20 protein-coding genes are annotated in these 23,235 nt (G+C 40.7%); 8 read left to right on the forward strand and 12 right to left on the reverse strand.

All coding sequences use genetic code 11. The features are described from left to right. Nucleotides 1-114 precede the first annotated feature (114 nt). The 9 genes from DDZ16_RS10485 to DDZ16_RS10525 all read right to left on the reverse strand — a co-directional run bounded on the left by DDZ16_RS10485 (nt 115) and on the right by DDZ16_RS10525 (nt 9,298). The gene (locus tag DDZ16_RS10485) at nt 115-609 is read right to left on the reverse strand and encodes a Spy/CpxP family protein refolding chaperone (RefSeq protein WP_109264414.1); all 495 of its coding nucleotides are present in this window, start codon (nt 607-609) and stop codon (nt 115-117) included. After that, the gene (locus tag DDZ16_RS10490) at nt 599-952 is read right to left on the reverse strand and encodes a hypothetical protein (RefSeq protein ID WP_146192228.1); all 354 of its coding nucleotides are present in this window, start codon (nt 950-952) and stop codon (nt 599-601) included. Before DDZ16_RS10490 ends, DDZ16_RS10485 begins: the two co-directional genes overlap by 11 nt. A gap of 371 nt (nt 953-1,323) precedes the next feature. Beyond that, nucleotides 1,324-2,013, reverse strand: a complete 690-nt coding sequence (locus DDZ16_RS10495) for an RNA polymerase sigma factor (RefSeq protein ID WP_158275651.1) — start codon at nt 2,011-2,013, stop codon at nt 1,324-1,326. Between the two features lie 40 nt (nt 2,014-2,053). Beyond that, nucleotides 2,054-2,479 carry a periplasmic heavy metal sensor gene (locus DDZ16_RS10500; RefSeq protein ID WP_109264417.1) on the reverse strand — a complete coding sequence of 142 codons (426 nt, stop codon included), beginning with the start codon at nt 2,477-2,479 and terminating at the stop codon, nt 2,054-2,056. A gap of 529 nt (nt 2,480-3,008) precedes the next feature. Next, nucleotides 3,009-3,284, reverse strand: coding sequence for a F0F1 ATP synthase subunit epsilon (locus DDZ16_RS10505; protein ID WP_109264418.1), 276 nt, complete (start codon nt 3,282-3,284; stop codon nt 3,009-3,011). Beyond that, a complete protein-coding gene (gene atpD / locus DDZ16_RS10510; RefSeq protein WP_109264419.1) occupies nt 3,284-4,801 on the reverse strand; it encodes a F0F1 ATP synthase subunit beta in 1,518 nt (505 codons plus the stop codon). Before atpD ends, DDZ16_RS10505 begins: the two co-directional genes overlap by 1 nt. 45 nt (nt 4,802-4,846) lie before the next feature. Next, the gene (locus DDZ16_RS10515) at nt 4,847-5,818 is read right to left on the reverse strand and encodes a polyprenyl synthetase family protein (protein ID WP_109264420.1); all 972 of its coding nucleotides are present in this window, start codon (nt 5,816-5,818) and stop codon (nt 4,847-4,849) included. Beyond that, nucleotides 5,805-8,252 (reverse strand): efflux RND transporter permease subunit, encoded by a 2,448-nt coding sequence (locus tag DDZ16_RS10520; protein ID WP_109264421.1) that lies wholly within the window; start codon nt 8,250-8,252, stop codon nt 5,805-5,807. Before DDZ16_RS10520 ends, DDZ16_RS10515 begins: the two co-directional genes overlap by 14 nt. Before the next feature lie 74 nt (nt 8,253-8,326). Next, entirely contained in the window at nt 8,327-9,298 is a 972-nt protein-coding gene (locus DDZ16_RS10525; protein WP_109264422.1) for a hypothetical protein, read from the reverse strand. A 191-nt stretch (nt 9,299-9,489) separates the two neighbouring features. Between DDZ16_RS10525 and DDZ16_RS10530 the strand changes: the two genes are divergently transcribed. The 5 genes from DDZ16_RS10530 to DDZ16_RS10550 all read left to right on the forward strand — a co-directional run bounded on the left by DDZ16_RS10530 (nt 9,490) and on the right by DDZ16_RS10550 (nt 16,838). After that, nucleotides 9,490-10,119: a TetR/AcrR family transcriptional regulator gene (locus tag DDZ16_RS10530; RefSeq protein WP_158275652.1), complete on the forward strand. Its 630-nt coding sequence runs from the start codon at nt 9,490-9,492 to the stop codon at nt 10,117-10,119. Nucleotides 10,120-10,202: 83 nt separating this feature from the next. Continuing rightward, nucleotides 10,203-11,567, forward strand: coding sequence for a TolC family protein (locus DDZ16_RS10535; protein WP_109264424.1), 1,365 nt, complete (start codon nt 10,203-10,205; stop codon nt 11,565-11,567). A gap of 53 nt (nt 11,568-11,620) precedes the next feature. Further along, entirely contained in the window at nt 11,621-12,760 is a 1,140-nt protein-coding gene (locus DDZ16_RS10540; RefSeq protein WP_109264526.1) for an efflux RND transporter periplasmic adaptor subunit, read from the forward strand. A gap of 12 nt (nt 12,761-12,772) precedes the next feature. After that, nucleotides 12,773-16,177, forward strand: coding sequence for an efflux RND transporter permease subunit (locus tag DDZ16_RS10545; RefSeq protein ID WP_109264425.1), 3,405 nt, complete (start codon nt 12,773-12,775; stop codon nt 16,175-16,177). A gap of 199 nt (nt 16,178-16,376) precedes the next feature. Then, nucleotides 16,377-16,838 carry a DoxX family membrane protein gene (locus DDZ16_RS10550; protein ID WP_109264426.1) on the forward strand — a complete coding sequence of 154 codons (462 nt, stop codon included), beginning with the start codon at nt 16,377-16,379 and terminating at the stop codon, nt 16,836-16,838. 99 nt (nt 16,839-16,937) lie between these two features. On the opposite strand, the gene DDZ16_RS10555 is transcribed toward DDZ16_RS10550, so the two are convergent. Together DDZ16_RS10555 and DDZ16_RS10560 are read right to left on the reverse strand one after the other, a co-directional pair. Beyond that, nucleotides 16,938-18,536, reverse strand: coding sequence for a 4Fe-4S binding protein (locus tag DDZ16_RS10555; RefSeq protein WP_232526610.1), 1,599 nt, complete (start codon nt 18,534-18,536; stop codon nt 16,938-16,940). Nucleotides 18,537-18,757: 221 nt separating this feature from the next. Continuing rightward, on the reverse strand, nt 18,758-19,675 hold the full coding sequence (locus DDZ16_RS10560; RefSeq protein WP_109264428.1) for a DUF362 domain-containing protein: 918 nt from the start codon (nt 19,673-19,675) through the stop codon (nt 18,758-18,760). 364 nt (nt 19,676-20,039) lie between these two features. Here DDZ16_RS10560 and crcB point away from each other — a divergent pair, with 364 nt between their 5' ends. Together crcB and DDZ16_RS10570 are read left to right on the forward strand one after the other, a co-directional pair. After that, nucleotides 20,040-20,423 (forward strand): fluoride efflux transporter CrcB, encoded by a 384-nt coding sequence (crcB, locus tag DDZ16_RS10565; RefSeq protein ID WP_109264429.1) that lies wholly within the window; start codon nt 20,040-20,042, stop codon nt 20,421-20,423. A gap of 18 nt (nt 20,424-20,441) precedes the next feature. Then, nucleotides 20,442-20,792, forward strand: coding sequence for a DUF190 domain-containing protein (locus DDZ16_RS10570; protein ID WP_109264430.1), 351 nt, complete (start codon nt 20,442-20,444; stop codon nt 20,790-20,792). Between the two features lie 54 nt (nt 20,793-20,846). Here DDZ16_RS10570 and DDZ16_RS10575 read toward each other — a convergent pair whose 3' ends face one another. Then, the gene (locus DDZ16_RS10575; protein WP_146192229.1) at nt 20,847-21,089 is read right to left on the reverse strand and encodes a hypothetical protein; all 243 of its coding nucleotides are present in this window, start codon (nt 21,087-21,089) and stop codon (nt 20,847-20,849) included. Nucleotides 21,090-21,617: 528 nt separating this feature from the next. On the opposite strand from DDZ16_RS10575, the gene DDZ16_RS10580 reads away from it, so the two are divergent. Then, nucleotides 21,618-23,225 carry a sulfatase family protein gene (locus DDZ16_RS10580; RefSeq protein WP_109264432.1) on the forward strand — a complete coding sequence of 536 codons (1,608 nt, stop codon included), beginning with the start codon at nt 21,618-21,620 and terminating at the stop codon, nt 23,223-23,225. Nucleotides 23,226-23,235 lie beyond the last annotated feature (10 nt).

A 23,235-nucleotide genomic window follows, 5' to 3' on the forward strand; every position in this document is an offset into this window, starting at 1 on the left:
GATTGTGCACAAGTAAATATCACAATCAGATTTAATTCTTCACAAAAATAGCGAAACCACAGACAAAAAACAGAAATTCGATCATGAAAAAAGGAAATCCTTTATCGCCATAATTCAATGAGGCTTTACAAGTGGCATTTGTCTTTTTCGGCTGTTAAGTTTGTTTAAACGAAGCATTATACTACGAAATTCCTTCTTTTGGCCCTTATCACAAAGCTGATAAATATCCCTGAAATGAAGCCAGGTTTTTTTCTGCATTTCTCCATTTAGAACAGTCATTTCCTGAAATAAGGAATCGGCCATCTCAGAATTATATGAAGGTCCCATCGCCATTTTGACAAAGGCCTGCCGAACCAAACGGTGACGTTTTCGCAAATCTTTCATTTCCTGAAAGTGGCTCTTTTGCAACTGTTTCAATGCCCGTTCCTGTTCATTTGAAAAGTTGAGTTTTCCTGACAAAAGTCTCTGACTTCGAAAAACATCTAAATCTTCCTGTAGTGGGGGTAGTGCATGCCGATTGGCAGTTGATTTCCAAAACAATCCCCAGGAGGTCAAATTCAACAAAATCAAAACAATAAGGGCAACAATAATTAATTTATCATTCTTCATTTTTGTTCTCTATGGCGTTAATGTCATCTAAAGCAAAATAGTTTTCCCATGAAGAGGCCGGCATCAATTCATATTTTTCAAGCAAAAGGTCGATAGTATTTTCACTATCCGTAGCAGTTCCGGGAAATTGACTTGTTAACAAAGAAATATTAATCAAAACCATAATAACAGCAGCCCATCCTGAGATTTTTTGAAGGTTTGGATAACCTGATCCCGAAGTTTCCTGCCTAAGGCCAGCCATCACCTTTCTCTGAAAAAAAGAAGTCCCTTCAAAGCGGGTTGGATTCTCCAATTCCAGAAAAGCTTTGTTTACTTTTTGTTCGATTTTTTTGTTCTTTTCCATAACAAGTTTAGAAAAAACACCGGTTGCTTTTAAAAATACTCCGTTAAAGTTTTTCAATGCATCAGAATTCAACTGCGTACATTTAAAAGTATTTGTTTATTAAGATTCAGAACATCAAGATTGTACAAATCATCTTACATCTTTCCCGACTACCGTCAGGCAGGTATCTGAAAATCCAACAATCTATTGTTTTATAGTCTTATAATATAAAATTCTCCTTACAATACTCCGTTAAACTTTTGCAACATATTCGTAATCAATTGTTTCCGGGCATGCTCTAATTTGGGCTAATGCGCAGATTTTCAGTGTTATAAAATTTGTCTTACATCTCACATCTATCCCGAAGCATCGGGACTAACGATCTATTATCCTTAGAAATACGCTTTATAATAATCATGCAACAACTTCCTCAGCTGTTTATTAGCGCGGGTAATAAGTGATTCTACTGCAGACTCGGAAACACTTAACACTTTGCCTACTTCCCTGTTAGACAACCCTTCATTCCGGGAAAGGACAAAAGCTTTTTGCTGCCTTTGAGGCAATTTTGAAATAACCTTTTTCAGTATTTCAGAAAGCTCCTGTTGCTCAATATTATCAGAAGATATTATTCCACTTGCAACAGGTATGGGTGACCCGTCATTATAGAATAAACTGCGAATTTCAGCAAACCGCTTCTTCCGTGTTTTAGTCCTGATAAAATCAATACTCTTTTGTGTGGACAGTCGATACAACCATACCCATAGAGCAACATTTCCATTAAATTCAGAAATGCTTCGAAATACTTCAAGAAAGACATTTTGGGCTACGTCCTCAGCATCCTGTTCATGACGGACAAAACCAAAGCAAGTATTGACAACCCTGGCACGATACTTTTCCACAAGCAAAGAGAAGGCTTCTTCATTGCCCTGGTTTAGTCCTTCAATTAATTTTTCATCTAGGCAGAATCCATTGCCACTCTCTTCAGAAAAAGATCCACTATAATTTGATGCCACACCATCGACAGAATCTGGTATGTCAGAATTAAATTTCGCTTCCTGAATATAATGTTGCCGGTTCCTCAATTTGAAAAATATCCATCAAAAAAATTTGATCATCTATTCATTAAGGCCTGGGAGCCCTTTTTCTCATACGTTCGTCACGACGCTTTTTTAAATCCTTTTTTATTCGTTCTTTACGACGCATTTCCATTTCTTGAAAGGTTTCCTTTTGCTCTTCGGTTAGCGAAGATTGAATCTTTTCACTAAGCTCTTCCCTTTTTTCCTGCATCTTTTTATGATGAGCTTCCAATATACTTCGAAAAGCCTCTCGCTCGGCTTTCATCTCTTGGTGATGATCTTCCATAAGCGCCTTTATCCGTCCTGTTTGCTCCTCATTAAGTTCTAATTTTTCTTGCATCCGATCAATTCCTTTCCGGATCATTTCTTCAGAAGAACGTTTCTCTTTGTGAGGTTTCTGAGGCCTGTTTTCCTGAGCATGGGAAAATCCGGCAATAAGAAAAACCACTAATAAAAATTTCACTCTTTTCATCTTCTTCAATTTTAGTAACGAAAAAACAGAAAAAGTTCTGTAATCTCATCATAAGTTAAACATATTGGTTTATTAAACCCTCCAATATATGTTTCGATGAAAAGTATTTCTGCCTGCGTTTTTTTCTGATTTTTTTGAAAAAATACGTCCAACAAAAACTAAAAAGCTAAATATGAATCATTAAAAAAGACAGTCAGAAAGAAAAAAACGAGGAAAAGTTTTTTGTGGAAGGGCCATTTCCCTTGACTTCGTCAATATTCTATAAAAGTCAGAATTCAAAGAATACCAATTACTTGGTTTATATTCGTCAGAGTTCTGCATCTCTGGCAAACTTTCTTCTGAATAATGGAATATGACTTTATCGCTCAATTATTTCTCTTCTGCCCTCCCCTTGTTTACGTATATCTACCCAGAGTTTTGGGAACTAACAATCTGTTTTTTCTTTCCTTTAACCCTAAAAAATGCTCACAAACATATTGAATCCGAAAGGCTGTTGAAAAACCTAAACTAAAACTTCAGAAATTAAAGTTTAAAGATCTGCATCATTTTCATCCACCATTTTATTCATCAGAATAACGGTGTGATTTTCGTGACATTCAAGCACCCCTTCTTTACACTTAAAATGATGATCGTATCCATCTTTACCAATTACCCGCACATCTCCCCTTACCAATGTGGAGATAACAGGGGCATGATCGCGCAACAGGACAAATCGCCCCTGCGAACCGGGAACTTCGACAAGCCCAACAGGACCGTCATATAGAATTTCTTCAGGCGTAATTATTTCCAGATAAAGATCTTCCATTATTTCCTTTTAGCTTCTTTCAGGAGTTTTTCACCCTTTTCGATGGCATGTTCAATAGTTCCTACCAGGTTGAATGCAGCTTCGGGATATTGATCAACTTCACCATCCATTATCATGTTAAACCCCTTTATTGTATCCTCGATAGAAACCAATTCCCCGGGAATACCTGTAAATTGCTCTGCCACGTGAAATGGTTGGGATAGAAAACGCTGAACACGTCTGGCACGGCCAACAATCTGCTTGTCTTCTTCCGAGAGTTCTTCCATCCCGAGAATGGCAATAATATCTTGTAATTCCTTATAGCGTTGCAATATCTCTTTAACACGTTGGGCGGTCTTGTAATGACTGTCTCCCACCACTTCGGGAGATAAAATTCTGGAAGTTGAATCCAATGGATCAACAGCAGGATAAATACCTAACTCGGCAATTTTCCGGCTCAACACAGTGGTGGCATCCAGGTGAGTAAAAGTAGTTGCAGGTGCCGGGTCTGTCAAGTCATCGGCAGGTACATATACAGCCTGAACAGACGTAATAGAACCGGTATTGGTTGAGGTAATTCGCTCCTGCAGGGCTCCCATTTCAGATGAAAGGGTCGGCTGATAACCTACTGCTGATGGCATTCGCCCCAAAAGGGCAGAAACCTCTGATCCGGCCTGGGTAAACCGGAAAATATTATCAATAAAAAGCAAGACATCGCTTCCTCCACCTTCTGCTTTTCCATGATCACGGAATGTTTCGGCAATGGTAAGTGCTGATAATGCCACTCGGGCCCTGGCTCCCGGAGGTTCATTCATCTGTCCGAAAACCATAGAAACCTGGGAATTTTTCAAAGCTTCGGGGTCCACTTTACTCAAATCCCACTGCCCTGCCGCCAGACTCTTATTAAATTCTTCCCCATAATCAACAATTCCTGCTTCAACCATCTCCCGCAGCAAGTCATTTCCTTCACGTGTTCTTTCGCCTACTCCGCCAAAAACGGAATACCCACTGTATCCTTTGGCAATGTTATTAATCAACTCCTGAATAAGGACGGTTTTTCCTACTCCGGCACCACCAAAAAGACCAATTTTACCTCCCTTGGCATAAGGTTCAATCAGGTCAATTACTTTAATTCCTGTAAATAAGATTTCTGTTTCGGTTGAAAGTTTCTCGTAAGCTGGTGCAGGTTTGTGAATGGGACTTTTCTCTTCCGATTGAATTTTTGGCAAACCATCAATGGGCCGGCCTACAACGTTCATCAAACGGCCCTTAACATTCTCTCCCGAAGGCATTGAAATGGCCTCACCGGTTGCAAACACCTCCATCCCCCTTTTGAGACCATCTGTAGAATCCATGGCGATACAACGAACGGTATGTTCTCCAATATGTTGCTGGCATTCCAAAACAAGAATATCATGTGCTTCCCTTTCAATTTGGAGAGCTTCGTTAATTCTGGGAAGTTGATCATTCTTAAGATCGAAACTCACATCAATGACAGGCCCGATAACCTGAGATATAGTGCCTTTAAGTTGCGCCATGATAAACTTTTTTTAATTCTATCGAATTTAATAAAAAAAAGAAAATTACCGCGCGCGTGCCATTAATTTATGAGCAAAACTCTGGAGTTCTGATTTAATTTCTTTTTTACCATTAATCTTTTCAAGATTTTCCATGGCCCGAAAGAAGTATTCATCCCGCTTCTGGCGGACAATTTCAGAAACCCCAGCTTCATTGAATAAGCTTGTAACTGCGGTAATTTTGTCTTCTGCCTGATATTCCTTACGTTCAATCCAGTCTAAAAGTTCCTTTTTTGATTCTTTTTCAAGTCTGTTCAAGGCCGTTATTAGCAGAAAGGTCTTTTTATTAGTAAGAATATCATTTCCAATTCTTTTGCCAAATGATTCCTGGTCTCCGTATACATCCAGCCAATCGTCCTGCAATTGAAAAGCCATGCCAATGTCCTGTCCGAATTTATATAGAAGACTGCAATCCCGCAGACTCCCCCCACCAAGCATACCTCCAATCTTCATACTTCCACCTATCAAAACGGCTGTTTTGAGCCGGATCATATCCAGGTATCCATCCTCAGTAACATCAATGGTCTTTTCGAAATCCATGTCGAACTGCTGACCTTCACAAACTTCAATCGCTGTTTTGTTAAAGACTTCCAATACCTGGGGAAGAACCCCTACAGGGCTTTTGGTCATCAGTTCATAGGCTTTAATCAGCATTGCATCACCGGAAAGAATAGCGGTGTTATTGTCCCACTTTTTATGCACAGTAGGCTGATTTCTTCTCACTTCAGATTGATCCATAATATCATCATGAAGCAATGTAAAATTATGGAAAACTTCTAAGCCAACAGCCGGAATAACAGCTGAGGAGAAATCGCCAAAAAGAGCTGCGGAGGTCAGACAAAGAGCAGGTCGCAGCCGTTTGCCTCCTAAAGATAAAACATACCGAACCGGTTCGTAGAGTCCTTCCGGACGCTTCATCCCATCAAGCATTTGAATTTGATCCTCAACTATCTGGCGGAATTCTTCAATTTTCGACATGGTTTTCTCCTTTTTTGATTGGCTGAGAAGATTGATCTAAATCCTGTTTATCATCACTTTGATAAATCTTAAGTTCGTCATGATCTATATCCTCATCCTCATTATAAATGGTTAGCATTGGTTCTTTAAACGACTCATTGGTAATTAGTCTTTCCAATCCCAATAGTAAGGAAGGTAACAAAATGAGATTTGAGAAAAGTGCCACTAACAGGGTAATGGCCACTAATGCGCCCAAAGCAACTGTTCCTCCGAAACTGGACACTGTAAATATACCAAATCCAAAGAAAAGAATAATAGAAGTATAGATCATACTTCGTCCGGTTTCTTTCAACGCCAGTACAGTAGCGGCTCTGATGCTCCAATTAGTTTCACTTAACTCCTGCCTGTATTTTGCCAGAAAGTGGATTGTATCGTCAACTGAAATGCCAAATGCGATACTAAACACCAATATCGTTGAGGGCTTAATGGGAATATCCATAAAGCCCATTAAGGCAGCAGTAGTGATGAGGGGAACCAGATTGGGAATAAGAGAAACCAGTACCATTCGTTTTGAACGAAACATCCAGGCCATAAAAGAGGCAATAAGCAACACCGCCAGTCCCAAACTAATAAACAAATTCCGGATAAGATAGTCGGTTCCCTTAAAAAACACAACACTCGACCCGGTCACAGAGGTTTCATATTTATCGGCAGGAAATACAGAATCAACAACGCTTCTAATTTCCCTGTCCAGGCTATCCATTCTGGTGGTCCCGACATCCTGCATACGAAAACTGATCCTGGCCCTTTGCTGAGTGGAATCGACAAAAGAACTCACCACCTGTGGCCCTCCGGTCTGACTATTGGGAAGATAGGATAAGATAAAATTCCGCTCCATAGAACCTGGTAAAGAATAATAGGCTGCACTTCCATTATAAAACGCCTGCCGGGCAAATTTTACTACCTGAAGCATTGACAACCCACGGGAAAGTTCAGGAAATGATTTTAGCTTTTCCTCCAATGCTTCCATTTTTTGGAGGTTCCGTTGCTGCATTACACCTTTGGGCTTTTTAGTATCAATCATGATCTCAAGTGGCATCAACCCGCTGAAATGCTTTTCGAAAAATTTAAGATCCTTGTACAATTGATGATCGTGAGGAATATCATCAAGCATATAACCTGTGGTTTGCATCCGGGATATTCCCAAACCGCCAAAAACCAATAACAAAAGTGTTCCGGCAAACACAACCTTCTTATGATTCAAAGAAATATGAATCAGTTTATTAATGATTTTCTCAAAAAACGGTCGGTCCAGGTGTTTAACATGCCGTTCTTTAGGATCGCCCAGAAAGCTAAATATAATAGGAATCAGCAACAAAGAAAGAAAAAATACCACCATAATATTAATGGAGGCCATAATTCCAAACTCTACCAACAATCGACTGCTGGTAAAAATAAAAGTGGCAAACCCACTAGCTGTGGTTAAATTGGTAAGAAAAGTGGCATTTCCAATCTTGCGAATAACCCTTTGCAAAGACTTTATTTTGTTCCGATGGTTTCTAAACTCATAATGAAATTTATTCAGTAAAAAAACCGAATTGGGAATCCCGATGACAATAATCAATGGGGGAATCATACCGGTAAGAATGGTCACCTTAAATCCCATCATGCCCTGCAGACCCAAAGCCCAAATGACAGCCATCCCAACCACAAGCATTGAAAACATAACAACTTTAAATGACCGAAAGAACAGAAAAATAATAATGGCCGTAATACCCAGAGCCAGCCATATAAACATGTTCAATTCTTTCTTTATCATTTCAGCCGTTGCGACGCGAATAAAAGGAAGCCCCGAAAAACGAAGCTGATTTCCGGATTTCTCTTCATACTCTTTCCCCCGCTTTTTTATTTCATCCATCAACTTTACACGTGAGGAACTTTCAAGAATCTCCTTATCGAGGGTAATTCCAAGAAGGTAGGTATTGGTTTCTTTATTATAAAGTAATTCCTGGTAGAAAGGAAGAGAATTAAAAGCTTCTTTGAGGGAATCAAGTTGCAGCTGACTTTCAACCTCATCAAATACCGGTATCACCTTAAACTTTTTTTGTTCTTTATCCCGGTAAAGATTGTAAGAATCAGAAACCGAAAGGACAGATGTGATGCCATCAATCTCTTCAAGATCTTTGGAGAGGTTCTGCCAGGTTCTGAAATGGTCAACATCAAAAAAAGATGAATCCTGAACGCCTACTACCATTAAGTTACCTTCGTTTCCAAAACGTTCGGCAAACTCTTCATATTCCAGATAAATAGGGTCATCCTCTGGCAGCAATGGTGCATATTGATAAGACATCTCAATGTTGCGAGACTGGAATCCCATAAAAGCAGTGAGAATACCCAGAACTATTAATATAGGGAGCCGGTTTCGAAGGATAAAACTGGCGATACGAATCCACATAATCAAAAAATTACCTCAAAAATCCATACAAAATGCTGCGAAGTTAGGAAAATTTCAGGATTTGGCACCTCTTTTTAAAACATCCGTTCGCCAAATAAACCTCGTTTCCGACCCTGCTTTTTCCCAAAATAAAGTGACAGATTAACAAATGGCCAGACCGAAAACCGATGGTTCCCAAAATTCCCGAAGGCTGTAAGAAAACCTCCGGAAACCGATAAACTTCTGTTAAGGAAAAACTCAGCCGAAGCTTGTTGTTCAACAGCAAATCGGGAAGGAAATTCGCCTGAAAAAGCTCTTATTTCGCCACGGCCAAAGAGGGAGGTCATTATTTCCCAATCTACCCTCAGAGAGAATGTAGCGAGCCACCCCTTTCCCAGATATGACGCACTTCTGGGTGTGTATAAATGGTCATCTTCAAGATAGGCATCTCCTTCATCAAAAGGAATGCCATAATCCAAAGCAAAGCCAGCCGATAGAATCAGGTATGGCTGATGGGGGTTACAATCCATTTTGTCGTAAAAAGGGCGACTCAGCAGCAACTGATTTCTGATGGATAGAACCAATGGAGTTACTGCCACAGAATCTGCCAGAAAAGTATCTTTCCCTTTCTTGACACGCCTGAGGCCCGGGAAGGAAGAGTAAATGCCATGCAATGAGGAGATCCACAATCGTTCACGCGATATTTCTCTTTTTAGAAAAAGATTAGGCGCCCAAAAATTAAGCCCTATCAAAGACTGAAGTTCAACTCCCTGTGTAAGGCCATATCTTGAAGGAGAGGATAAGCTTATATTTCCTGCTTTTGAATAAGATGTCGCAGCCGTTGAAGCAGCCCAGATATGATCATCCCTCACATCACTAAGTGCGGGGTCATTGGCGCGGAGGGCATTAAACATATTACCTTCTCCGGCTGCCCTTTTCCTTTTATTCAAATCTTCAGTGGCTTTTTCAACCTGGCTGCGTTTTTTAAATGGCCAGAACTGTGCCTGCGAAGGAGTTGCAAACACAAACAATCCACAAAAAGCCCATATAATAAGCACTTTATTCATCTTATGACATTCTCAAGCACGTGAAAATGCCAATTATTCAGGCCTTTAACAAGATTTATTTACGAATGGCCGCATTCTGTTGACAGGCAACCGCCATTCACCGATATTTTTCGTTTGTTTAACGGAAACTCAGGAAACTTTTCATCTTTTTAAAGTTTCCTGTGTAAATGCTTACTTATCTTTGCAAAACCATGGAAGAAAAAAGAATTTCAATAATTAAAAAGGGCCTCGAACTCTTTAACCTTTATGGTATTCGAAGTGTTACAATGGATGAGTTGGCAAAAGAGATGGGCGTTTCCAAAAAGACACTTTACCAACATTTTAATAATAAAAATGATTTGGTAACTGAGATAATGGAACATACCTCCAGCGAAATCAAGGATCAACTGGAAACAGACCCGTGTGAAGATGTCAATGCAATTGAAGAATTTTTCTTCCATAGGAGGGAGCTGTTTAAAAAGTTAAGCAGACAAAATACGAACATTGTATTCGATCTCAGGAAATATTACCCTGAAGTATATAGCAGGCTCAAAGAAATGCGTCGACAATTGCTTTACGATGCTTATATAAAGAATTTCAAAAAAGGCATTCAACAAAATTTGTATCGACAAGATCTGGATATAGATTTTCTTTCCAGATTGATGACCGGAAGTCATGTATTCATCTTTGACCCAACTTATGGAATTTTCTCTGAGGAAGAATTAATATCAGACAAATTCAGAACAAGTCTGTTTTCTTATCATTTTAAAGGAATTTGCACAGATAAAGGATATAAGATATTTGAAGAACTAATGCAAAAAACCGAAATGACAGCAACATAAAATAACCTGTTCAATAAGTGCCTTAACAACTGAACTCCTGATTTCTCAAATAACAGAACCGTAAAAAAGAAAATTATAGTTTTATGAAAACCATTCAATACTGGACAGTATTCATACTCCTTCTGATGGGAGTTCCACTATCGGGACAACAGCCTTCTGATACCTTGTCATTTAGTCTGGATGAGGCTATGCAGTATGCCACCAACCATGCCTACCAAAAGATTAGCTCGGAATACGACATCGCATCGGCAAAGAAAAAAATATGGGAGACCATTGCCGGAGGTCTTCCACAGATAGATTTCTCCGGACGATACAATCATTCGATTGATGTTCCCGTTAGTTTGTTGCCTGCTGAAATAATTCCTGAGGATATGCGTCCCCCGGGAACAGGCCCCGGGGATAAAGTTCCTGTATCATTCTCAACCGCATATGACGGGAACTATTCCGTTTCAGTAGAGCAGATGATCTTCAATGGCTCTTATTTTGTTGGATTACAAGCAACACAAGTATTCCTGGATTTAACACGTCATCAAGATGAGAAAACAGAAATAGAGATCAGGGATGCCGTAGCAAAAGCTTATTTTCTGGTCCTGTCAGCCCGGGAAAATCTGGAGGCCTTTGAAGAGAACCTGCAGGTAAACCAGGCAACCCTCAATGAAACTGAAAAGCTTTACGAAAACGGATTTCGTGAGTCGCTTGATGTATCTCAGATAAAACTAATGGTGCGCGAAGCTGAAAAACAAATCGTTGAAGTTAAAAGAAACGAAGAGGTTGCTATGGCAGTCCTGCGCTTTTCCATGGGTCTGGAAGAAGATCAGCCCATCGTCCTTAAGGAAGAGATAAAAGGCCTATCCAATGATGCCAAAGCCGAGGAAGCCAAACAAAAAGAGTGGATGCCACAAGAACATATTGACTTTCGGATTGCCGACACCAATACTGAAAGCGAAAAATTGCAGCTTAAAAACATCAGAGCCCAATATCTTCCCCAGATAAATGCGTTTTACAACTATCAGAAAACAGGATTCGGAGATGAGTGGAATATTTTTGAAGATGAATGGTATAAATCCCAATCCGTAGGTCTTTCTGTTTCCATTCCAATCTTTTCATCGGGAATGCGGCATGCGCAGGCCCAGCAACAAAAAATAGCCTGGCAGAAAAGCATCAATGTTCGCAAGATGACTTTGAGAAACATAAAAACCCAAAGTCTCACGGCTTTAACAGAATACAACAGTGCCATTGACCAGTATGACATAGCCACTGAGAGTAAAGAACTGGCAAAGGATATCTACGACAAAACACGGATCAAATTTTCGAATGGTATAGCAGGAAGTTTTGAGTTGACCCAGCAACAAGGTCAGTACATTCAGGCACAAATCAGCCATGTGCAGGCAGCTTTGCAGCTTTTAAACTCACGAATCAATTACCTGAAAGCCATTGGTAAACTTTAGTAAAGTAACAATTAGCCATGACAAAAAAGAATAATAAACTTAATACATCAGCCATGCTACGTACAATAACTACGCTCTGCCTGATTACTCTGATTATTGCAGCATCAGGGTGCAGTGCCAACAAACCTTCTGAAGAAAAGGAGATAAAGAAAGAGCAACTTGAAGAATATAAAAAAGAGTTGAGTGAGTTAAAGAAGAAGATTGCCAAACTGGAAGGAGAATTAGGCAATGATTCACCTGCTAATTTGGTCAATGTTGAATTAAAAGAGTTACAGCCAACCCTCTTTGAGCAGTTTATTGAGGCTGTTGGTAATGTATCCACAGATCAAAACATCGTCATTAGTCCTGAAGTCTCAGGTGTTATCGAATCTATTAGAATAAAAGAAGGACAGGACGTAAAAAAGGGGCAAATTCTGGCCAAACTAAATACCGAATCTATAGAGCAGAGTATAGAAGAAGTCAAGGTAAATCTGGAACTGGCTACCACTCTTTACAAACGCCGGAAAAATCTTTGGGAACAAAATATTGGCAGCGAAGTTGAGTTTCTACAGGCTGAATCAAATATGAATGCCATACAGAAAAAGCTTCAGGGCCTGGAGGCTCAACTTGAAATGGCAGTCATAAAAGCTCCTATAAATGGGGTCATCGACGATTTAAAGCAAAAGCAGGGAGAAATGGCAGGTCCATCAATTCCCTTTGCGCGACTTGTTAACCTGGATGAAGTTTACATCACAGCAGATGTTTCTGAGGACTATCTGAATCAAATCAATGCAGAAGATTCCGTTTCAATCTATTTCCCTGTTTTGAATGTCACCAAAAAGGCGAAGATATACAGAACCTCAGCTGTCATTGATCCGGACACCCGTACTTTCTCTATCCGTGTGAACCTTAAAAACAAAGATAATGCCCTGCAGCCAAACCTGATGGGTGAATTGAAGATGAGAATTGCCAGGATTCCCGAAGCTCTTGTTGTTCCTTCATTGCTCATTAAAAAGGACTTTAAAGGAGAATTTGTCTTTGTGGCCACAAATGGAGATTCAAGTAGCAAGGTTGCTGAGAAAAAATACATTTCAACCAGCATAAAAGACAACAATAGCACAGTGGTAACCAAAGGACTTGAGTCCGGCATGAAGATTATTACCAAAGGATATGCGCAAGTTACCGACGGCACCCCATTGAACATTAACGAGTAAAAAACTGATCCAATGAAGGAGCATCCTGAAATAGATGAGCAAAAGGTGGTTGAACGCAAATTCGGCCCCACTGTTGCTGCATTAAAAAACAAAAATACCATATTCATTCTTACAGTTTTCCTGTTCATAGCAGGTTTATTATCATATAATTCGATGCAGCGCGAGCTGTTTCCCGAAATAGTGGTGCCATATATTATGGTCTCAACCCCCTATCCGGGCAACAGTCCCCTCGATATTGAGAACCTGATAACCCGGCCAATCGAAAAGGAACTAAAAGACCTGACCGGTGTAAAGCGAATGTCTTCGGCATCTTATCAGGACATAAGTCTCATATTGATTGAGTTTGAGACTGATGTTGAGGTACAAAAAGCGTTGCAGGACACAAAAGACCAGGTAGACAAAGCACAAAGCGAGTTACCTGAAGATTTGGAAACAGACCCGATGACCGAAGACATTGACTTCTCGGAGTTTCCGGTGCTGAACATCAACCTTTCGGGAGATTACAGTATTTACGAACTCAAAAAATATGCAGAAGACCTTCAGGAAGATTTTGAGGGTTTAAAGGAAGTTCGGGAAGCCGATATAAAAGGTGTTGATGAAAGAGAAATAAAAGTCCATATTGATCCCAATAAGCTGGAAAACACCAACCTGCAGTTTTCCGATATTGAGTTCGCCCTTATGGCCGAAAACGTCACCATTGGTGCAGGCGAAATTATTGTGGATGGCACCCGCCGCTCTGTGCGAACCGAAGCGGATTACCAAAACATGGATGAAATCCGCAATACCATCATCAAAAGCGAAGGCGGAAAAACTGTTCTCCTGAAAGACGTCGCCAGAATTATTGATGGTTTTGAGCAACGCTCATCCATTTCAAGGCTGAATAAACAGCCGGTGGTTACCCTGTCTATCGTTAAGAAAAGTGGGGAAAACCTTCTCGACGCTACCGACAAGATATTTAAAATCATTAACGACAAACAATCATCACAAGCTTTACCATCAGATTTAAAGGTCACCATTACCGATGACCAGTCGGTTTATATCCGCGATCAGATCAATAACCTGGAGAATTCGATCATCATGGGTATGCTATTCGTAATGGTGATTTTATACCTATTTATGGGATTGCGAAATGCGCTTTTTACAGGACTGGCCATTCCTATGTCCATGTTTATTTCATTCCTCATACTTGGCGAAACGGGTTATACCATCAATACCATGATTCTTTTCGGATTGCTGATGGCTTTGGGAATGTTGGTAGACAATGCCATTGTGGCTGTGGAAAACACCTACCGGCACTTTGAAGAAGGCTATCCCAGGTTTAAAGCAGTGCAGAAAGGCGTCAGTGAAATTGCCATGCCAATTATCAGTTCAACCGCCACTACTCTTGCTGCCTTTTTCCCGTTATTATTGTGGCCGGGCATCACAGGAGAGTTTATGCAATATCTGCCTATCACATTAATAATAGTGTTGGCTTCCTCTCTTTTTGTTGCTCTGGTGCTAAACCCGGTTTTTGCGCTGCAGTTCATGAAAAGAGAGAAGATTACTCCTGAGAAGAAAAACCATAAGTGGTTGTTCATCATTACGGGGGTACTGGCAGGCATTGGCGTTATCAGCTACCTGCTGGGTAGTATTTTATGGGGAAACCTTCTGGTACTGCCACTGCTGCTTACTCTTTTAAACCTGTTTGTGCTGAAACCTTACTCATATCGTTTCCAACATAAGGTGTTGCCCAATATTGAAAGGATGTATGAAGCAACCCTGCAAAAAGCCATGGGCCGCAGAACATCTAAATGGATATTTGGTGGAATGATTGCCATGCTTTTTATGTCCATTGCATTTTTTGGAATGACTAACCCAAACGTCATTTTCTTCCCGGATAATGACCCCAAGACGGTTTTCATAACCATGGAACTTCCATTGGGAACCGATATTGAAACCACCAATGAGGTCTCTTTTGAAGCCGAGAACATCATTCAGGATGTATTGGAGCCTTACAATCACATTGTGCAGTCTGTCGGGGTAAATGTGGGCAACGGCAAAGGCGGTTTTTTTGAATCCAGCCGGAGCCCCAACAAATCATTGACCACCATCACCTTTGTAGATTATCAGTACCGCGACGGCATCAGTACTTCCATGATCATGAAGGAGTTGAGCGACACACTCAAAGATTTTACAGGGGCAAAGTTCTTTGTTGAAAAAGAAGAAAACGGTCCACCGGTAGGAAAGCCGGTCAATATTGAAGTCTCAGGAAATGAATTTGAGACGCTGGTTAGCGTTGCTTCCAGTATTAAGAGTACCATCGATAAGAGTCAAATTGAAGGTATTGAGAACCTTGAGATGGACATCAATATGAACAAACCCGAGATGGAGATAAACATTGACCGGGACAAAGTTCGCCGCATGGGGCTGAGCACCCAAATGGTAGCCGGAGCCCTTCGTACAGCACTATACGGAGCTAAGGCAGACACCTATAAAGATGGTGAGGATGAATATGACATCATGGTTCGTTTGGCAGACAAATATCGTTACGATGTAACCTCTTTAATGAACTTTAAAATCAAAATTGAGAAAAACGGCAAGAGTCATCATATTCCTATCTCTGCAGTCGCTGATTATTCGTATGGATCTACTTACGAAGACATTAAACGAAAAGACAACACACGTGTTATCACTCTTTCTTCCAATATTGTGGAGGGATACAACGCCAATAAAATCAATGCAGAAATCCGGCAGCTTATGGATAATTATGAAATGCCGACAGGTTACAAATGGGAAATGACCGGTGAACAGGAAGATCAAAAGGAAACATCAGACTTTCTTTTGAAAGCACTTTTAATTGCGGTTTCTCTCATCGCCATGATCCTGATAACCCAGTTTAACTCGGGTGCCAAACCGGCAATCATACTCGCTACGGTAGCATTGAGTACCATAGGGGTATTTATGGGACTGGGAACCTTTGGTATGGATTTCATCATTCTCATGACCGGTGTAGGTATTGTATCACTGGCCGGGATTGTAGTAAATAACGGAATCGTGCTTATCGATTATATTGACATCGTTCGCCAGGAAAAAAAGATGGAGCTAAATCTTTCCGGAAATGAGAGGTTATCCAGAAAAGATGAAATTGATTCCGTCATCAAGGCAGGCAAAACAAGGTTAAGACCTGTGCTGCTAACAGCTATTACAACTGTTCTGGGGTTATTACCTCTTGCAACAGGTACCAATTTCGATTTCTTTGGGTTGTTTACAGATCTGGATCCAAACCTTTACTTTGGAGGAGACAATGCCGATTTCTGGGGGCCAATGGCCTGGACCGTTATCTTCGGTCTGACAACCGCTACCTTTTTAACGTTGATAATGGTTCCGGTGATGTACAACCTTGCCGTTCGCGTGAAGAATAAATTTCAGAAAAATTGAGCCATTCGCACTCAATAGATACAGAAACTGTTTGTTTTCATCTTTGAAAACAAACAGTTTCCATTTCAGCCAAAAACTTTAAGCTGAAACAGTTGTCATCTCGTTCCTGACGCTCAACTCAAATTTTAAAAAAACAACAGAACCTTACTCTCACTTGTTTTGTTTATGATTTAGGTTTCATTGTTTAAACAAATTAAGTATGAGTAATTTTTTCAGAGGAGAATGGTTTGAAAAAGTTGACCCTGTAATAAGGGGCTGGATGCAACGATATGGACTGCTGCTTTTAAGGATAAGTGTAGGATTAGTTTTTTTCTGGTTTGGTTTCTTAAAATTTTTCCCGGGATTGAGTCCGGCTCAGGATTTGGCCGTACGAACCATATCAACGGTGTCATTTGGCTTAATTGCGGAGCCAATAATCATCAACGGACTGGCTCTATGGGAAGTATTGATTGGACTGGGGCTTATATCAGGAAAATTCATGCGGGAAACATTGCTTTTATTATTTCTTCAAATGCCCGGGACTTTTTTACCGGTATTTCTTTTTCCCAATGAAGTATTTACCCAGATTCCTTATGCGCCAACTCTGGAAGGTCAATACATTTTTAAGAATTTCGTATTGATAAGTGCCGGAATAGTGCTAGGTGGAGCCCTTAAGAGGTAATTGCAGGCGGAGTTTTAAGTGATAGTCATTAGTAAACATTCACAAAAGGGGCGGTCGAAAAACGACCGCCCCCTTTGACGTTTAATAAATCACTATTTCTTAAAAAGGAAAATCCTCTTCATGATCAACTTCCTGTTTCTCTCCTGTTTCAGGCTTTTCGGCTTCCTGATGTACCGCATTTCCATTAACATAAATGGCCTTAAACGGCTCATTAACAGGACAAGGATATTCACAAGCTCCGCAACCAATACATATAGATTGATCCACCTGGGGAATCATTAACCCGTTTTTATAGGGCACCATATCGACCGCTTTGGTAGGACAATGCTCCGAACAGGCCCCACAATCGGTTTCATCGGTATAAACGACACAGTTTTGCTTCACAAAAACAGCTTTACCCATTTGAGTAACCTGCTTTTCTTCAATAGGAAGAGGCAATATAGCGCCGGTAGGACAAACTTCACCACACTTATTACAATCGAAATTACAGAAGCTGGTCGAGTAATCCATATGGGGCTGCATAAATCCACTTAATCCGTACTCTGCAAGTGCCGGTTGTAAAACGCCTGTAGGACAGGCTGCCACACAGAGAGAGCAACCTGTACAGACCTCATTGAAACGTGCAATGCTCTTGCAACCCGGAGGTGCCACGGGATGATCCTTTTCATTTCGAAGAAGATCTTTTTGACTTTCCGGCATCTTATTCTTCTTGAGTGCATGAATCCGGCCTCCTGCCATTAAAGCAAGACCGGTTACCAAAAGCTTCCTTCGGTTGCCATCATGGCCGACACTATTTGCAGCAACATCAACAGGTTTCATCTGATTTACAGAGGACTCTGCCGCATTCTGCTTTTTCGCAGGTGTAAGGGATAAAGCAGATTCAGGACAAATTTCAAGACAATTAAAACATGTTACACACCTGGTAGTATCTACCGAGTACTCTTTAATATTGATGCATTCACTCTTACATACACCTGAACACTTACCGCACCGGGTACACTTATCCTGATCAAACTTTACTTTTAAAAGGGAGAATCTTGAAACTTCCCCAAGAAAAGTTCCCACAGGACAAATGGTATTGCAGAAAAGGCGTCCGCGCTTCCATGCAAAGTATCCTATAGCACCCGTCAAAGCCAATGTGAGCAGGGTTGGAACAAGATAAGGTAATATAAGATTTTGATGGTATACAGAGTAAACTTCAAATTTTTGCAATACCGGTACCAGTACCCCATTATTAGCCCAAACCACAAGTGGCTTGAACAAATATGTGAAAGACCTGCCGGCAATGCTGTAAGGATCAAGCCAGGAAACGATCCAACCACCACCCAGCAAAATGGCCAGGACCATAATCCCCAAAAACGTATAACGTAAAACCGGGTGGGGTTTCTTATACTTAAAAAACCTTTTTTTCTTTGACCGCCAACGGGCTACTCTGGTTACCACATCCTGCAAAATACCCAATGGACAAATAGCGGAACAGTAGAACCTCCCGACCAGCAAAGTCAAAAGAAGTATCAACAGAAATCCTCCGGCAGTGACAAGTGAAAAAACAGCCAGAAAGTGAAGGAAAGAAGGCACAAATTGCAGATAAAGAATACTGTCAAATGTATCCTCCGGAATCCACTCATAAATATCAATAAACAAAACAAAAGTCAGAACCAGCACTGCAAGAGCAATGATGGTCCGACTTTTCTTCAATATTTTATAAATCATCGCTATAACAATAGATCGTTAGATTTTTAGATACCTGCCTGACGGCAGTCAGGTGAGATGTGAGATGATTCGTATCATGCTAAAATTCTGAACATTGACACAAAAGAGCGTACTCTCATAATCAATTGATTACAAATCTGTTGTAAAAGTCTAACGGAGTCATATAAAAAAATCATGTTTTTTTTAAAGACAGATAACTCTGCCCCTTATCCCATCTTAATTCGTTTAATGGCCAGCTGGTCTAATTTCATGGTACCCAGCCCCATTTCATCAGCAATTCGGATGTGATTGATTTCATGCGGCTTGCGACCAAACATCATGGTAGCAGCAGCATCAACGGCCACAATGTCTTTTCCGGCGATCAGTGCTTTTAAGTCAGCAACATCCGAAACAGAAACCCCGCGAGGACCGTTTCGGGTCATCATACGGTAACCGTCTACGATATTCAGGTCTGGTTTGCAATAAGTCAGGAAGTCAGCGATACACTGACTCAGGTCGTTTCCATGGTAATATCCACGATCCCAAACGACACCCATGAGGTTTTTCATGGCCAGAGATACAGTTGTAGAACTATGGTGCTTCAAAACTGGCACATTGATAAAAACATCAGCCTCCTGAAGTTCTTTGTGAACTTTTGTTGATTTCAATTTTTTGGCCTGAGGCAACGAAACTTCCCGGTAAAATGATTCATTGTTTCCGGGAACAATTTTAGCACCTGCACCGCGGGCAGATTCTTCCATGCCACTATTGCGATAACATCTGTCCCATTGATCGCATGTGTGATCAAATACCACTACTTCGGATGCACCTGCATCCAGACAACTTTTTACAATGCGGTTAATCAAATCGGGGTTGGTATTAGCCGCCCTCTCAGGAGGAGCATCCCAGCCAATATTGGGCTTAACCAGAACTTTTTGTCCTGATGTCACAAACTTGCCCATACCCCCCAGAGCTTCCATGGCTTTCTCAAACATATCGGCAGCCTCTCCGCCACGAACAGCTGCGAGATCATATTTCCCCTCCTCAGCAGGTAAGCCAACGGCATTTAATCCGCCAAAATGAGGCACCAAAGCACCTGCTAAACCTAATCCTGCGCTCTTTACCAAAAAATCTCTTCTTTTCATTGTGTGTGTATTTTATTAGTACAGACTGTAATTTCTTAATTTTCATTTATCGGGTCTGATATTCCTAATATATTCAGGAATGACCATATTTTCAACCTTAAATATATTAAATTGGTTCATTCTTTGAAAAGTCAAAACCCTTATTTATAGGAAGTTTAAATAAAACACATCTCCTTACCAATAAAGGGACAAGCTAAAAAACTATTTACCCTATTGAATTGGTTGAAAAATGTGGTTTTGCTTTGACAATGATAAATATGTCAGGTTTATACAACACTATAGTTTAGAATAAACCTAAATTATATCATTTGAGGAGAGCTAATTGACAGGAACCTTATATCTTTGAATTCAAACAACAAGAAGTATGTGGAAAACAATTCTTTTGGTAGGATCAGGAGGCTTTATTGGGTCGGTTTTGCGCTTTTTAGTAACGCGCTTTATCCAAATGAGGTATTTTTCGCTTTTCCCCTGGGGAACAATGACTGTCAATATCGTGGGAAGTTTTATCATCGGTATCATTTTTGGGTTGTCGGAAAAAGGGGACTTCTTAGGCCCTCAGGCCAAATTTTTTCTGGCTGTTGGATTTTGCGGAGGCTTTACCACATTCTCATCCCTTTCTAATGATGCCTTTATACTTCTTCAAAACAAAGAGTGGCTCAAATTTCTGTTTTATGCAACCGGCAGTTTTGCATTAGGCCTTGCGGCAGTTCTTGGAGGTCGAATGCTTGTGAAAACCATATTGCCATAACAACCAAAAAAAGGAGAAATGGAAAAAGAAGCTTTAGCACTTAGGATTTACATCAGTTCAACGGATAAAATTGGCAACGACCTGCTTGGGGAAAAGTTAGTTCTGATGGCCAAAGAAAAGGACCTGGCCGGAGCCACTGCCCGAAAAGGGATTATGGGCTTTGGTGCAAGTTCTGTAATCCACTCCTACAAATTCTGGGAAGTCCAGGAGAAAGTGCCTTTGATGGTTGAAATCATTGATGATGCAGCAAAAATCGAGGATTTCCTGGAAGAAATTAAACCAATGCTTGAGGATATGAAATATGGTTGCATGGTAGTAACCGAAAAGGTGAATATGAGAATTTACAAGAGCGGGAAGAAGAAAAGGTGAAAGTCACAGCTATTGTTTGTACACTAAGCACTTACTGCCTTACATAAGCCCCTCTTACCATCTCACAAAGCTCTCAGCACCGTTCACAAAGCCCTCGGTGCTTCTCATAAGCATCTCGGTACTCATCACAAAGATCTCATTGCTTCGCATAAGCATCTCGGTACTCATCACAAAGATCTCATTGCTTCGCATAAGCATCTCGTCGCTTATCATAAAGGATTCAGTACTTCGCATAAGCATCTCGTTGCTCATCATAAAGGACTCGTTACATCGCACAAAGCATTCATGGCTTTGCATATTGAGACCTTATATTGTTCTAAAGTCACATTGCCTTGTATAATTAGCCCTTATGTTTGTAATTGGGAGCACATAAGTTTTAGCCCACTAAATTAAAATAGTGTTTGTCTAAAAATTACCATTTGCTTCGTTATGCTTGCCGCCAAAATACTCATCCCGAAGCATTCGGGACTCAGCTTTTGCCGGCTTCGCTCCCGAAGCCTCGGGATTGCAACTGGCACTTTCTGAACAGACCCATAAATTTTGACACTGTTTGCTTATTTTATAGACAAACACTATTTAATCTGCAAAACTTAAGAACCAAGCATTAAAACCTTCCTTTTCATCCGTTTAAAGTTCCGTTGTTACTGACAAAAGAGTAATTAAAAATTTAAGGACGAATATAACCGCTTAGCTCTCGCACAATCTTTTGTGATATTTACGCTTAAAAAATGCCAGGCTCGTTTTACTCTTATTTCGCCGGATTTTTGCAAACCCTCACAATAATCTATAAATTAACAGATTCTAATGTCAACAAAATCTCAAGTCATGAAAAGAAATTTGTTTTTACTGGTCCTGGCTGCATTGACACTCTTGCCGTCATGTAACCAAAAACCGGAAGAAAGTCAACGTCCGAACATCGTGTTCATCATGAGCGACGACCATGCATATCAGGCTATCAGTGCCTATCAGGACCACTTAATAAACACTCCAAATATTGACCGAATTGCCGAAAAAGGGGTTACATTCACCAGAGCAACGGTAACCAATTCAATATGTGCGCCAAGCCGTGCAGTAATGCTGACCGGGAAACACAGTTTTGTTAACGGAAAGGTAGACAATGTACAACCCTTCAATTGGAATCAAAACAGCTTTCCCAAGATGCTTCAGGAATCAGGCTATAAAACTGCCATGTACGGAAAAATCCATCTGGATGGCATCCCCCAGGGGTTTGATAATTCAGCGGTATTGCCGGGGCAGGGACATTACTACAACCCTGAATTTATCATCAATGGTGATACTACCCGTGTTTCAGGATATGTCAGTGATATTATCACGGATATGTCTTTGGAATGGCTTAACAAAATAAAGGATGAAGAGTCTCCTTTCTGCTTGCTGTATCACCACAAGGCCCCACACCGTGAGTGGTTGCCTCCCCAACGGTATTTTAGAGAATACATCAGCAAAGAATTTCCGGAACCTGAAACTTTATTCGATGATTACGAAGGCCGTGGAACAGCTGCCAGAGAATCTGAGATGAACATTCTGCTGGATATGAACTGGGCCGGTGACTCCAAAATATATCCGGATGTGATGAAAGAAATGGGCATTGAGGAAACGCTGAGTTGGGATATGGAAGCCTTCATCAACAATACCGGAAGAATGACGCCTGAACAATCGCAAGCCTGGGATAATACCTACGGACCAATGAATGAAGTTTTCAAAGAGGAGTATGCCCAAATGGATTCAACTCAGTTGATGAAATGGCGCTATCAACGGTACATGCAGGATTATCTGGCCTGTATCGCCTGCGTGGATGAAAATGTGGGGCGGGTATTGGATTTTCTGGAAGAAAACAATTTGTCGGAAAATACCATTGTGGTTTACACTTCCGACCAGGGATTCTATTTGGGAGAGCATGGATGGTTTGACAAGCGATTTATGTATGAAGAATCGTTCCGTACACCATTGCTGGTAAAATATCCCAAAGAAATAAAGGCCGGAACCGTTAGTGATGCTCTTGTCCAGAATCTGGACTTTGCCCCTACATTTTTGGATTATGCCGGCATCAACATTCCGAAAGACATGCAGGGAAAATCCATGCGGCAGTTAATGAGCGGTGAAGACACGCAATGGCGCAATGCTGTTTATTATACCTATTACGAGTACCCCAGTATTCACATGGTAAAAAGGCATTACGGAGTAGCCACTGATCGTTACAAACTAATGCATTTCTATTACGACATTGATGAGTGGGAGCTCTATGATCTGGAAAACGACCCCAAAGAGATGACCAATGTTTATGATCAGCCGGCCTATGCCGAAGTCAGAGAAATGATGCATCATAAGCTGGATTCCATCAGACAACATTACGGGGATACCGATGCGTTGAATAAACGTTTTTTGAATGAGTATTTAGAAGCGATTGGAAATTAAAAATCAATAA

This window comes from Marinilabilia rubra (genome assembly GCF_003121985.1).
Classification (GTDB): Bacteria; Bacteroidota; Bacteroidia; order Bacteroidales; family Marinilabiliaceae; genus Marinilabilia; species Marinilabilia rubra.

What these genes read in the sequence shown, in the direction of transcription:
- DDZ16_RS10485 (WP_109264414.1), bottom strand. Translation starts at nt 609, where the DNA reads ATGAAGAATGATAAATTAATTATTGTTGCCCTTATTGTTTTGATTTTG.
- DDZ16_RS10525 (WP_109264422.1), bottom strand. Translation starts at nt 9,298, where the DNA reads ATGAATAAAGTGCTTATTATATGGGCTTTTTGTGGATTGTTTGTGTTT.
- DDZ16_RS10545 (WP_109264425.1), top strand. Translation starts at nt 12,773, where the DNA reads ATGAAGGAGCATCCTGAAATAGATGAGCAAAAGGTGGTTGAACGCAAA.
- DDZ16_RS10535 (WP_109264424.1), top strand. Translation starts at nt 10,203, where the DNA reads ATGAAAACCATTCAATACTGGACAGTATTCATACTCCTTCTGATGGGA.
- DDZ16_RS10540 (WP_109264526.1), top strand. Translation starts at nt 11,621, where the DNA reads ATGCTACGTACAATAACTACGCTCTGCCTGATTACTCTGATTATTGCA.
- DDZ16_RS10570 (WP_109264430.1), top strand. Translation starts at nt 20,442, where the DNA reads ATGGAAAAAGAAGCTTTAGCACTTAGGATTTACATCAGTTCAACGGAT.
- atpD (WP_109264419.1), bottom strand. Translation starts at nt 4,801, where the DNA reads ATGGCGCAACTTAAAGGCACTATATCTCAGGTTATCGGGCCTGTCATT.
- DDZ16_RS10505 (WP_109264418.1), bottom strand. Translation starts at nt 3,284, where the DNA reads ATGGAAGATCTTTATCTGGAAATAATTACGCCTGAAGAAATTCTATAT.
- DDZ16_RS10580 (WP_109264432.1), top strand. Translation starts at nt 21,618, where the DNA reads ATGAAAAGAAATTTGTTTTTACTGGTCCTGGCTGCATTGACACTCTTG.
- DDZ16_RS10515 (WP_109264420.1), bottom strand. Translation starts at nt 5,818, where the DNA reads ATGTCGAAAATTGAAGAATTCCGCCAGATAGTTGAGGATCAAATTCAA.
- DDZ16_RS10530 (WP_158275652.1), top strand. Translation starts at nt 9,490, where the DNA reads ATGGAAGAAAAAAGAATTTCAATAATTAAAAAGGGCCTCGAACTCTTT.
- DDZ16_RS10490 (WP_146192228.1), bottom strand. Translation starts at nt 952, where the DNA reads ATGGAAAAGAACAAAAAAATCGAACAAAAAGTAAACAAAGCTTTTCTG.
- DDZ16_RS10500 (WP_109264417.1), bottom strand. Translation starts at nt 2,479, where the DNA reads ATGAAAAGAGTGAAATTTTTATTAGTGGTTTTTCTTATTGCCGGATTT.
- DDZ16_RS10560 (WP_109264428.1), bottom strand. Translation starts at nt 19,675, where the DNA reads ATGAAAAGAAGAGATTTTTTGGTAAAGAGCGCAGGATTAGGTTTAGCA.
- crcB (WP_109264429.1), top strand. Translation starts at nt 20,040, where the DNA reads ATGTGGAAAACAATTCTTTTGGTAGGATCAGGAGGCTTTATTGGGTCG.
- DDZ16_RS10550 (WP_109264426.1), top strand. Translation starts at nt 16,377, where the DNA reads ATGAGTAATTTTTTCAGAGGAGAATGGTTTGAAAAAGTTGACCCTGTA.
- DDZ16_RS10575 (WP_146192229.1), bottom strand. Translation starts at nt 21,089, where the DNA reads ATGCAAAGCCATGAATGCTTTGTGCGATGTAACGAGTCCTTTATGATG.
- DDZ16_RS10520 (WP_109264421.1), bottom strand. Translation starts at nt 8,252, where the DNA reads ATGTGGATTCGTATCGCCAGTTTTATCCTTCGAAACCGGCTCCCTATA.